Source organism: Hymenobacter terrigena (assembly GCF_054776515.1).
The window spans coordinates 423,307-435,027 of sequence record NZ_BAAHBU010000005.1 but is presented as its reverse complement, the minus strand read 5'-3'; the positions used below and the strand labels follow the sequence as shown (position 1 = coordinate 435,027).

At 52.8% G+C, this 11,721-nt stretch carries 10 protein-coding genes; 7 read left to right on the top strand and 3 right to left on the bottom strand.

The features are described 5' to 3' along the window. Positions 1-177: 177 nt before the first annotated feature. Entirely contained in the window at positions 178-609 is a 432-nt protein-coding gene (locus ACYU7Q_RS20970; protein WP_460611411.1) for a GIY-YIG nuclease family protein, read from the top strand. A 4-nt stretch (positions 610-613) separates the two neighbouring features. Next, the gene (locus tag ACYU7Q_RS20965) at positions 614-736 is read left to right on the top strand and encodes a hypothetical protein (protein ID WP_460611410.1); all 123 of its coding nucleotides are present in this window, start codon (positions 614-616) and stop codon (positions 734-736) included. A gap of 170 nt (positions 737-906) precedes the next feature. On the opposite strand, the gene ACYU7Q_RS20960 is transcribed toward ACYU7Q_RS20965, so the two are convergent. The 3 genes from ACYU7Q_RS20960 to ACYU7Q_RS20950 all read right to left on the bottom strand — a co-directional run bounded on the left by ACYU7Q_RS20960 (position 907) and on the right by ACYU7Q_RS20950 (position 5,096). Beyond that, positions 907-1,968 carry a hypothetical protein gene (locus ACYU7Q_RS20960; RefSeq protein WP_460611409.1) on the bottom strand — a complete coding sequence of 354 codons (1,062 nt, stop codon included), beginning with the start codon at positions 1,966-1,968 and terminating at the stop codon, positions 907-909. 50 nt (positions 1,969-2,018) lie between these two features. After that, positions 2,019-3,929: an ADP-ribosylglycohydrolase family protein gene (locus ACYU7Q_RS20955; protein ID WP_460611408.1), complete on the bottom strand. Its 1,911-nt coding sequence runs from the start codon at positions 3,927-3,929 to the stop codon at positions 2,019-2,021. 210 nt (positions 3,930-4,139) lie between these two features. Continuing rightward, positions 4,140-5,096: a hypothetical protein gene (locus tag ACYU7Q_RS20950; protein ID WP_460611407.1), complete on the bottom strand. Its 957-nt coding sequence runs from the start codon at positions 5,094-5,096 to the stop codon at positions 4,140-4,142. 368 nt (positions 5,097-5,464) lie between these two features. On the opposite strand from ACYU7Q_RS20950, the gene ACYU7Q_RS20945 reads away from it, so the two are divergent. The 5 genes from ACYU7Q_RS20945 (at position 5,465) to ACYU7Q_RS20925 (ending at position 11,714) form a co-directional block, all read left to right on the top strand. Then, positions 5,465-6,073: a hypothetical protein gene (locus ACYU7Q_RS20945; RefSeq protein ID WP_460611406.1), complete on the top strand. Its 609-nt coding sequence runs from the start codon at positions 5,465-5,467 to the stop codon at positions 6,071-6,073. A 73-nt stretch (positions 6,074-6,146) separates the two neighbouring features. After that, positions 6,147-6,278, top strand: coding sequence for a hypothetical protein (locus ACYU7Q_RS20940; RefSeq protein WP_460611405.1), 132 nt, complete (start codon positions 6,147-6,149; stop codon positions 6,276-6,278). Between the two features lie 192 nt (positions 6,279-6,470). Then, on the top strand, positions 6,471-7,385 hold the full coding sequence (locus ACYU7Q_RS20935; protein WP_460611404.1) for a DUF4007 family protein: 915 nt from the start codon (positions 6,471-6,473) through the stop codon (positions 7,383-7,385). Further along, positions 7,366-10,593 carry a hypothetical protein gene (locus tag ACYU7Q_RS20930; RefSeq protein ID WP_460611403.1) on the top strand — a complete coding sequence of 1,076 codons (3,228 nt, stop codon included), beginning with the start codon at positions 7,366-7,368 and terminating at the stop codon, positions 10,591-10,593. The genes ACYU7Q_RS20935 and ACYU7Q_RS20930 overlap by 20 nt, the downstream gene beginning before the upstream one ends. Next, positions 10,590-11,714, top strand: coding sequence for an adenine nucleotide alpha hydrolase family protein (locus ACYU7Q_RS20925; RefSeq protein ID WP_460611402.1), 1,125 nt, complete (start codon positions 10,590-10,592; stop codon positions 11,712-11,714). Before ACYU7Q_RS20930 ends, ACYU7Q_RS20925 begins: the two co-directional genes overlap by 4 nt. Positions 11,715-11,721 lie beyond the last annotated feature (7 nt).

Here is an 11,721-nt window from a genome sequence, read left to right as displayed (position 1 = left end):
TGCTGTTGCAGAATGGCCACAATCTGGGCTTCGCTGAATCGTCCCTTTTTCATTTCGTCGTTGTCAGGTAGTGAAAATACGCTTTTCTCTACTCTCAACTGGCTTCCTATTTAGGGAAGCGTACAGGGCAACGCGCCCATCAGCTGGCATCAATGGTTGAGGCCAGACGCTCCCAGGGTGGTGCTGGAGCTTGAGCCTAAACCCTTCAGCCGTGCCTTTACCGATTACCTGGACTTTACGCTTTCGTTTGCCGAATTGCACGAATTGGAAAAAAGCCAGTCCCCACGCGATGAGTGGTGCCGGATGCTCTCGGCCGTGGCGGGCATTTACCTAATCCAGGATACGTCCACCGGCCAGCAGTACATCGGGTCCGCTTATGGGGAAGGCGGCGTATGGCAGCGCTGGATGGTCTATGTAAAAACAAACGGACACGGCAATAACGTCGCGCTGCGCAAGCTGCTGACGACAGACCCGGACTATGCCCGTCACTTCCAGTTCACCCTGCTGATGACCCTGCCAAAATCCATGACAGACAAAGAAGTGTTTGAGCACGAAAAATTATTTAAGCGCAAGCTGGGCTCCCGTGCCTTTGGCTTTAACCTGAATTAACCCGGTGAATCCTTCAAAAGTCGTCACCCACGCCGGCCTCACGCTTGACCTGGCGCAAGTGAAATGCTTTAAACTCTCTCCTTTCGACAACTGTGAGAATGACATCCGGCAGTTAGTAGTAGAATAAAATACCCGGACGCAGTACGTGCGGCCCCCGGGCACCCGTGAGTGAGAGAAGGAGCGTCCGTGAGGTTATCACCTACGATTTACCCAGCTACGAAACGGCACATTCGTATGTGCGGGAATGGGAGGGAATCTGGCAGGAATACATAGATGAGCAATCTGCTTGAGAACGGTTTAGAACGCTAATTTTTGAATGACCACTTTCTGTCCGTCGAGCATGAAAGTGAAATGCGTTTTGGTTTGCTGGGTCAGCATGGCGTTGCCGTAGTGCATCTGCCGGTGGTGGTTCGCACAGAGCGTAATCAGGTTCGCCAGCCCCAGGGCCCCCACTGACAACTGCGAAACCGACTCGACGTGGTGCGTCTCCACATAGGGGGTTCCATCCGGTTTGCGAAACCCAATGGGATTCAGCCCCAACGCTTCACAAATCTGGCATTTATGTTTGGTTATCGCCTTGACCTTGCTGGCAATAGCACCCCGTTCGATAAAAGACGAAACCCGCTCTTTTAGCTGCGGGCGCAGCTGCTGCATCTTTTTCTCCAAGCCTGCGAGTCCCTCTATGCTGTCCGCGTCTTGGTCACCCAGAAATTCGCGAAAGTCATCTACTTCAATCACCTCGTTGATGTAGCTCAAGTCGTTGGGGAATTTCTTCAGCAGGTTCGCGAGCTGTATGTTGTCCGGGTTCAGCCGGGCCGCCAGCCGCAGGACGTTAAAAACGTTATCCGAATCAAGGTAATTGAACCCTTGCTGGGAAATAAGCTTGCCTTCGGGCAGCAGCTTCTCTCGGACGACGCGTTCGTTGTCAAGCACCACCGGATTCTGGAAATAGATGATGTCCTCGACCTGAGCGCGCACGTTGCCGGCGTCGTACTTCTCGAAAACCGCGTGTTCGGCGGTCCGCTCAAACCACCCGATTTCCGGAAAGCCGTAGATGCCTACCACGCATTTGCGGTTCTGGTTCTGGTAGTCGGAACTTAAGAAGAACACCGCACAGACATGTTTGGCCTTCTCCGCGGCCGGTAACCGGCGCAGCATCGGCGTGTAGCCAATAAAGCTGCCGTCCGCTTCGGCCGGGTACAGCTCGTGGCCGAAGTTGATGCTTTCGTGGGTGTGTTGGTTGTCTTTGACAAAATCGTACTTCGACTTTTTCAGGTCTGCCTCGGTCGGGTCAGCGGTCCAATCGTTGCTGTTCCAGGCAATAGAAGCGAGTATACCGTAATTTTTGATGTGCTCCATGCTTGCAAAAGGTGTAAGGGCTGCTTTGAAATCGGACTTTAATGACCCAATTAAAACCCCGGGTAACGGGCCCACCACTCCTCGTCCAAGGTAAAGGAGTCCCCTTTCACGCGGGTGAACATGTCATCGGCCAGCACCAAGGCCAAGCCGGCCAAGTCGTGTCGGCTGCTCCACCCGGCCGGCCAAGCCGATTCGCCCAGGTGCGCGCCCAGTAAGGCGCCTGTCAGCGCGGCCGTGGAACGCCCGCCTACCCCCGCGGCTTCTGACAGGGCTGCTTCGGGCGTGTCGCGGAAGTGCAGGGCGTAGTAGAGCGCGCCCATCAGGGCCGCCGGCGCGGTACGCCCCGCCATGAACTGCCGAAAGTCCGCGGCAAGCAAGTGGGTCGGTTTTCCATGCAGTTGCAGCGCCAGGTCCACGGCGTGCCGGCACGCATCGCCGGCTTCCCGGTCGGGCGGGAGTAGGTGGTACGCCACCCGGGCGGCGTCTTCCAGCGAGGCCCCGCGCACCAACTGGGCCACGGTCGCTGCGGCCCAGCCGGCCGCCGCCTGGGCCACGGGATGCCCGTGGGTGTAAGCCGTTACTGTGGTTGCCTGCTCCATGGCGTGCGGCGTGGAATAAAAATGAAACAGGCCAAACGGCACCACCCGCACCAGCGGGTCCGCGCCCATGCTGTTGTTGGCGACCGTTTCAGGGGGATAAAATTGGGAAGACGTCAAGGCGGCCCAAGTGGTGGGGGCCGGCTTGCGGGAGTGCTTCAGGGCCGCCTGGCGGCTGAGCCAGCCCGAGGTTATCTTTTCCGGATTGTACCCGCCGGGAGGGGTCGCGCCTTGCGTGTTGAGCCAGCGGAGCCAGCTTTCCCAGACAATCTGCGGCTCGGCCCCGCCGATACCCTTCTGCATGCTGCGGTGCTCCGCACGCAGCAGGCCTTCTGCCGTGAAGAGCATCAGCTGTGTGACTGCCGTGGCCTGCGCAGGAATTCCTGTGGGCGAAACCTGCGCCGCCATGGCATCCCCATACGCCGCACCCAGCAAGCTGCCGCGGTACCGATCCCGCAGGTCCAGAGGCCGGATAGGTTGTGTGGTGTCGCCCCACATCTGGCATTGCTTCCGGCCATAATACGAATGGGCAACTTGTTGGGGCATCTTAGCCGGCAGCGCATGGGCGCCGGGCTGGTCAATGGCCCACGTCACGCAATGCAGCAGCCCGCCGAGCGGGGCCAGTTCTGACACGTTCGTCGGAACCACCCGGCAGCCCGGAAACAATCGCTCGGTTTGGTACACCGCCGCTTCGTCCGAAGGCAGGTCAAAGACGGGCAGCAGCACCAGCGGCCCTATCCGCACAAAATTGATGCAGGCCCCTACGGCCGACGAATGGCTGCCTTCCTGGGGGAAGTATGGAAACGGGACGCACGTCAGGCCAGCGTTATTCAGCGCACTGGCCAGTTGCTGCCCCAACGGGGCTTCCTTGCCCTGGTAGTCGTTAATGAGTACGGTGCGCTCGTCCAAGTATTGCACCATGCCGTCAGCGTGCCCAGTGAAATCGTGCGGGTCGGCCGGGATAATTATCAGTTCTCCCCGCAAGGCATCAGCGAGTTGCTCCCGCACCAGGGCGTACGGCACACCGGGGTTTTCCGAGAAGACTCGGTCTGTGACGATGACTTTCTGCCCCACGCGCACCACGTTGCCGCCGTCGAGACGCAGCGAACTCTGGGCAACCCCCAACGGCCGGGGCAAAGCGGCCAGCACGGGGCCAGCGTCGGTCCGTTTGTTGGCGTACTTCTTAAATTTCAGGTAAGACGGGTCGTAGCGAAACTGCACAAACTCTGTCCGGCTCACTTGCACAGGCATGTAGTCGACCGCCCAGATGTCCTTTGTCAGAGGCAGCAGGAGGTACGAAATACGGTGCTCTTCCAGCACTGTCGTGAGTTCCTGCCACAGCCGTGGGGCCTGTGTTGGAAGCAAGCTGGAAAAGTAAAGGGTATTAACAGAGAATTGGTGCGTCATACGTCACGGAAACACAGTTATAAAGAAATAAGCAGAGCGGTTAAACCAGACTTATTCGTCTGCAAGATTCAGGCTGTTCAGCTTTAGCAAAGAGTCACAGGTTTGCTCAACTTTCGTGAGAAGCTGTGTAAGCAACTGGGCGTTAGTGTTGTCTTGGCATGGCTGGGATTAACCACGCGCCCGTTTCTGCTCATCAAACCACCGATTGATTTCATCTTCGGTAGAATGGTAGCGCGGGTCCGTGATAGCCTGTAGCTCGAAGTTAGTTTCGCCCGGAGACAACCGTGCAAACTTGTCGCTGTCCAGAAAAAAGTGGCCATCTCGCTCGTAAAGAGTGCATTCAAGCACCTTATCTAATCGCAGGCTGCGGTCGGTAACTTCTGGTGATATTGCCACATTAAACCCCATACCCTGCGCTTTGACACTTGGGAAATGCACGCCGGCCAGCCCCTTTTCTACAGTAGTCTCAGCGAATATGGCTGATAGCATGTATTCAAAATCTCCGCGAAACTCATGTGAGGGCTTGGCGAACTGTTCTGCGAAAAATGTATTAGCAGAGCGAGTGTGGGTTCGTAGTGGTTCCGGTAGCCATTGAGTGCCTTTTTCAAACTCTGCATAAAGCTCTCGGCCCAACGAATTATTCTGCAACAAAGGCTTATAGTAACAAAGTGACAGAAGGGGAATATCATTGGTCACTACCCATTGACCGAACGTGATAGTTTCCTTCTTGAGTTCTGGACTGATTTCTCGCCGGTGTACGTTTCGCAACAGGGAGCTGGCCTCCGAAACAGAAATCATGCGCTCAATAGCCACATCACCCTCCTCGAGGTTTTCAGGGATTACGGAGCCGTAAAACATCGTCTTGAACGGCGTACTGGCACGCTGGTATGTGGAATTGAATTTTTGTGGTTTATAGGAAAGTTGGTCAGCTCGCGTAAAAGAGAGAGGCCGGCCATCAATAATATCATTAGGTCGTCCACGAGTGATTGTCTTGCCAGCATGCAATGAAAATTGCATTGCCCCAAATCGTTCAAGCTCTTTGATGAGCTCTTTAACTTCATCGTAAGGACGAGTGGCTAGGTCTAAAGCCGAGAGCCGAGTGAGTGTATCAGATATATTCGTCATTGTAGAGCCTAACTCAGATATGAAGCGCTGGCTGTGAAGGTATGAACTTGGCAATCTAATCTCATACCTTCTGTAACTTCCCTTCAGTGTGCACGGCTAAACTCAGTATTGTTTTAGGTATCATAACTCTTACTTGTGATGCCTAAAGTTTTCCGGCTACTTTTTCCCGCATGAGCACCGAACTCACTCGAATTCCCGCCCAACCACAGGCCTTGGGCTCGTAACTTGCCACCGCGGCTGATAACGTCGTCCGTTACTTGAAGCTCGGCCTAGAAGGCGCCGACAACACGGCGCTCGCGTACTCGGCCGATTCGAAAAGCTTCGGGGAGTTCTGCGCGCTGCCAGGCTTATGCCCGCTGCCAGCCGACGTGGGCACCGTGGCTCGGTACGTGGCCGCCCTGGCCGATATTCCCCGCAAGCTATCCATCATCAAGCGGCACCTGGCGGCCGTTCACAAGCACCACCAGCTGCGCGGCTACCCGTCGCCGGTGTTCGCCGACGAGCTGACCCTGGTACTGGACGGCATCACCCGCGCCCTGCGCACGCGGCAAAAGCAGGCGCCGGCCTTCACGGTCGACGAACTCAAGGGGAGCATCCGCCGCCTGGACGTCACCACCACGGCCGACCTGCGCGAACGGGTCCTGCTGCTGGGCTTAGCCGGCGTCTTCCTTCGCTCCAAACTCGTAGCCCTGAACGTGGAGCACCTGGAGTTCACGGGGCGGACGCTTATTGTGCATCTGCCCAGAAGCAACACCAACCAAACCGACGAGGCCGAGGACAAGGCCATCTTCTACGCGGCTACCGCCGCCTTCTGTCCGGTGCGCTGCGCTCGCGCCTGGATTCAGCAGCTCGGCCGCGACACCGGTCCGCTGTTCATGTCACTCAAACGAGGTAAGGTGAAGAGAGAAGCATTGCCCGCGCAAAAGCGCCTGTTGGCCCTGCGCGTCAACGGGCTGGTGCAATTGCACCTATCATGACGAGAAAGGCCACAAGATTGCGGAGAAGAACCGCTCTGCCCATTCGCTGCGTGTCTCCTTTATTACGGTTTCCGTGCTGCAGGGCCAATCTAACCGCTTCATTCAGAACCAGACCAAACAGAAAACGGACGCCATGATTGACCGTTACTCCCGCTTGGATGATGTGGTGAGCTTCACCCCGCTCAAAACCTCGGCTTGTAAGTAAAGCGCCTAAAATCTTGCCATGCTAGGCCCAAGTGCCACCTACCCCCTTACTAAAGCGTTGATAATCTTAGGCACTCATTCAAACTTAGATTTCAGAGAAAATACCAGTTTTTTTAGCGTTACTTTTACCTCTTTTACTTTTCAAACAGGCTCAGCCAAGCTGAGCAAGAATGCCTTCTCCATGCTCCCATCCTTGAAGTACACTTTTAGCGGCCACGACAGCTTTCAGTGCCGGCTGCTTTGGCTTAAGAAGGGCTACGACTACCTACGGGAAGGCCGTTCATTCACTGCCGACGATGCCCCTGTAATCCTCGGGGTGGGTAACAATATGGTGCGCGCCATTAAGCATTGGTTACGTGCCTTCGGATTAGTTGATGAAACTACGGATACTCCCACGAAGCTAGCAAACCTGATTTTTGGAGGCCGAGGAGCAGATGCCCCTTTCGATGCTTTTTTAGAAGACAACGCTACCTTATGGCTACTTCATTATCAGCTGGTTAAAACACGCTTCGCCTCTACTTATTGGATTCTGTTCAACGAGTTCAGAAAGCGTAAAATTGAATTCACCAAAGAAGATTATGGTCGATTTATTGAGCAGAAGGGGCGTGAGGAAGGATTTTCGGTAAGCCCCAAGAGCATAGTCGATGACTTCGGAGTCTTTTTGAAAATGTATTACCGCGGCACGACCGAGCGGGGCATAAAACCGAAAGACCGTGAGGACAACTTCTCTGGCATCCTAACTGAGCTGAACCTTGTGCACTCTTTCCCTCGCAAAACGGAGGACGGTAAAGGTGAAATTCCAGTGTACGTCATCACTCCCTCGGACCGAGACGACATCCCGGCTGATTGGATTCTGTATTGCCTGTTAGATTCTCCTAGCATCGGCCTTTCAGTAAGTTTGGAAACGCTGGAAAACGACCCTGGAATGCCTTGTGCGGTGTTTGCCATGAACCGAGCTGGGCTGCGAAGAAAGATTGAGCAGTTGGTCAGCGAGTACGACTTCCTCACATATAACGACCAAGCAGGGGTTCGCGAACTTCAATTTCGTGAGAAGCCAGTTGACAAGTACAAGATATTAAGAGATTACTATGTCCCAGACAATGTTTAGCCCTTCGGTCAATATCGTAAGGGATGCCAACCGGGCATTGAACTACATCCCCACGGAGAATACCCGACGCATAGTTTCCCAGCTGCTGGCTGATTATCAGAATGGAATCCGTGCTTTTACACTCATTGGCTCATACGGCACAGGGAAAAGCGCCTTTCTATGGGCTCTTGAGCAAAACCTCACGGGTCAAAAGCCTTACTTTAAGGATAAGCTCTTTGGCGCCGGCCCTACCGAGGTAGTACGTTTCGTTGGCGAATACCAGTCGCTTGCAGAGACTATGGCGGAACGCTATGGGCTAGAGCCGGGGGCTGATAGTGCTGCCATCCTTGCTGCTCTATATTATCAGCATCAGACTACCCTGAAAAAGGGCCGCCTTATCATCCTAGTAGATGAGTTCGGCAAGTTCCTGGAGCATGCTGCTGCGCACGACCCCAACTCCGCTGTTTACTTCTTGCAAAGTCTGGCGGAGTTTGCTGCTGATACGCGCCACAACGTGCTACTCATCACGACAGTGCATCAAAACTTTGATGCTTATGCCTTTGGACTGAGTGTACCGCAACGGCAGGAATGGAGCAAAGTCAAAGGCCGCTTCCGAGAAGTAACCTTTAATGAGCCCATAGAGCAGTTGCTTCGCCTAGCAGCTTCCCACCTAAGTGTGGAAAAGCGCGACGCCCACGAGGAAGAAGCGGTACTGCAAACGGTGCTGATTGCCAACGACACGCGCGCTTTTGACCTTAAGCCGGCTTACGCAGGGGAAGTAGCTACGGGACTTTTCCCGCTGGACTTGCTTGCGGCGAACGTACTAACGCTATGCCTGCAACGGTATGGCCAGAATGAGCGCAGTCTGTTCTCATTCCTAGAGGCATCAGACCACACCAGTTTGAAACAGTTTCGTCGTGACCGGCCTGGTGCATTCTATCACATTGGGCAGGTCTATGACTATTTGTTCTTCAATTTCTATTCGTTCGTCCAATCAAAATTCAACCCGGACTATGCCGCTTGGTCGGCCATTCGTAACGGCTTGGATGAGATTGAGCGTACGTTCTCGGAAGACATTGAAGCCTACCAGCATCTGCTTAAAACCATCGGCCTACTCAACATTACGGCGGCTCAGGGAAGCGACTTAAATCAAGCATTTTTGGTGCGCTATGCCAAGACTGCTTTAGGCATTGAAAATGCTGCCGAGCTTGTTGAGGCACTGAAGAAGCATAAAATCATTCTCTACAGGGCACACGCAAAGCGCTTCATTCCTAATAATGGCACTACCCTCGACGTAGAGGCAGCCCTTATTGAGGCTGAACAGAAGATAGTCAAAAGTGACGCGGTTGCCGCTTTGCTTCAGCGCTACGATGACCTACCCCCTGTTCTGGCCAAAGCATATACCTATGAATTTGGCACCCCACGACAATTCAAGTTTGTCATTACCGACGAATTGCGGGCTGACTATCCCATAGGGGAAGTGGATGGCCTGATTTACCTCGTCTTCAATGAAAACCTATCGGCTGAGACGGTACGGGCACACTCGGCAGCGAATCCTGAGCAAGCACTGATTTTCGTTCACTACGAGAACACGCGCGACATCATTGATTTACTCTATGAGCTGCAAAAGCTAGAGCAGGTGAAGTCTGATAATGCGGACGATAAAATAGCTTTGCGCCTGCTTGACGAAAACATTGAAGCAGCCCGCAAAACCCTTAACCACTTCATTCTAGGAAACCTTTATATCGGTTCCAGTCACCTTACGTGGCATTGGCAAGGTGAGCGACAGGATATTCGTTCACAGCGACTTTTCAATCAGTTACTGTCTAGGGTTTGCCAAACCATCTACCCCAGCACCCCGGTTTTCAAAAACGAGCTGGTGAACCGGCACGTCATTTCAAATTCCATCTTCACAGCTCGCCGGCAGTACTTCAAAGCGCTGGTAACGGACTGGGATAAACCAGACCTCGGGTTTGAAAAGAGCAAGTTCCCTCCCGAAAAAACCATTTATCTCACACTGCTTAAAGCTAACGGCATCTCTACTAGCTTCGGCAGTCGCAATGAACAGCATCCCGACCCCAACCGATTCCAGGAGCTTTGGGATGTATCGGAGCAATTTCTGCAAAACGCGAAGGACCGACGCCGTTCCATTACGGGCCTATATGAAAAGCTGGCTGCAGCACCATTCAAGCTCAAACAAGGATTTCTAGATTTCTGGATACCTACCTTTCTCTTCTTAAAACGAGATGACTACGGGCTGTTCGGCGACAAAGGATATATTCCTCAGATATCCGACGAGACGCTTGACCTGATTATCAAGTACCCAGGCGACTACGAAGTAAAAACTTTTGATATCGAGGGCGTTAAGTTAGACCTACTTAACAGCTACCGCACGTTCCTCCAGCAACAGGACCGGTTGTTCGTTGACAACCAGACCTTTGTTGAGACAATTCGTCCTTTTCTGTCCTTCTACCGTCAGTTACCCGCTTATGCTAAAAACACACAGCGACTTGATAAGGAAGTGATTGCGCTTAGGGCTGCCATTGTTACCTCAGTAGACCCTGAAAAGACCTTCTTTGATGATTTCCCCTCAGCGTTGGGTTACAGTCTGGGTAATCTGCTCAATTCACCGGAATCACTCTCGGAGTACATTCACAAGATAGAGGGTGCTATCCGCAGCATCCGTCATGCATATCCTGAGCTACTGACCCGCTTTGAGAGCTTTATCCAGGAAGACGTTGTAGGTCAACCCTTACCTTTTGTTGAGTATAGAGCAGTTTTGCAAAAACGGTTCAAGAAATTGAGCCAACCTATGCTCATGCCTAATCAACGGGTTTTTGTGCAACGCTTAAACTCTTCTAGCGCTGACCGTGATGCTTGGCTTAGTGCAATGGCACAGGCCGTTGTTGGCAAATCTCTGGACGTTTTCAGCGATGATGATGAGTCAATGCTTTATGACAAGTTCCAGCGCATGCTGCTTGACCTGGACAGCCTGACCAGCTTGTCAGCTAGCAACATTGACCCGAGCCAAGAATCTGTCGTTGGCATCGAGCTCAATGCTTTTGGTGCCGGCGCACAAAAGGCGATTATCCGACTGCCCAAAGACAAGGAGAAGATTGTTAAAAAGGACACCGACATGCTGATGAAACGCCTCGGTGCCTTGAAACACGACAAGCAAGTGAACCTGGCTATTGTCGCAAACCTCCTAAATGAACTGCTACTATCATGAGTCAGAAAGTAAGACACGTCCTAGGTATCTCTGGAGGCAAAGACAGCGCAGCTCTGGCCATCTACATGAAGGACAACTATCCTGAACTGGATATTGAGTACTATACTGCCGATACTGGTGAAGAGCTTCAAGAAACGTATGACTTAGTCACGCGGCTGGAAGTCTATTTGGGTAAGCCCATTATCAGACTGACTCATTCTAAAGACACCGAGAATCACCAACTAGGCCCCTTTGAACTGCTTTACAAAAGCAAGTTCAAGTACCTGCCCTCCACTCAATCTCGTTGGTGTACCCAGTATCTAAAACTGCGGCCGTTCGAGATGTTCATCGGTAATGACCCAGTAGTCTCTTACGTTGGTATCCGAGGGGACGAAGAGCGGGAAGGTTACATCTCTAAGAAGAGTAACATTCAGTCTATTTTTCCCTTCCGGAAGAATATTTGGAGTGAAGACGTGATAACCAAGATGCTGGCTAATGATAACATCAAGCAGTTACTGGACACCATAGAAGTTGGCGAAGTGACGGTTGATGACGAGTTTCGTGAGATTATAGCAGAACCTCTATCGCTACGCTTTTCGGCTAAGAAAAAGCTTGACCTGCTGCTAAATGCTGACACCAAGGCTTTCAATCAGCTAGTTTTTAGCTACCTCAAAACAACAAGATATCCGCTCTCACAGGTAGACATCTTTCCGGTGGTAGCTGATACCAAGGTATCGGTGAAGGAGGATATTTTCGCCTTGTTAAGGACAAGCGGTGTTGGCATCCCGAAGTACTATGAAGAGCTGGAGTTTGAGGTAGACGGCGAGAAGGGGACGTATTCGAGAAGCCGGTCTGGATGCTACTTCTGCTTTTTTCAGCAAAAGATTGAGTGGGTCTGGCTTTATGAGCAACACCCGGAGCTTTTTGAAAAGGCGGGCAAGTACGAGAAAGAAGGTTATACCTGGAGTGAACGGGAGTCCCTCGCGGAGCTGATGAAGCCTGAGCGTATCGAGCAGATAAAAAGGGAATACATTCAGAAACAGAAGAAAAGGGTTGAGCAATCAGCAAATAGCTCCCCTTTCTTAATGGACAAGTTCCTGGATGAAGACGACCAACAGGGCTGCGCCGCCTGCTTTATTTAGAAGCCCA

Excerpts from the sequence above, each read along its gene's own strand:
- ACYU7Q_RS20960 (WP_460611409.1), bottom strand. The coding sequence starts at position 1,968 with ATGGAGCACATCAAAAATTACGGTATACTCGCTTCTATTGCCTGGAAC.
- ACYU7Q_RS20950 (WP_460611407.1), bottom strand. The coding sequence starts at position 5,096 with ATGACGAATATATCTGATACACTCACTCGGCTCTCGGCTTTAGACCTA.
- ACYU7Q_RS20930 (WP_460611403.1), top strand. The coding sequence starts at position 7,366 with ATGTCCCAGACAATGTTTAGCCCTTCGGTCAATATCGTAAGGGATGCC.
- ACYU7Q_RS20925 (WP_460611402.1), top strand. The coding sequence starts at position 10,590 with ATGAGTCAGAAAGTAAGACACGTCCTAGGTATCTCTGGAGGCAAAGAC.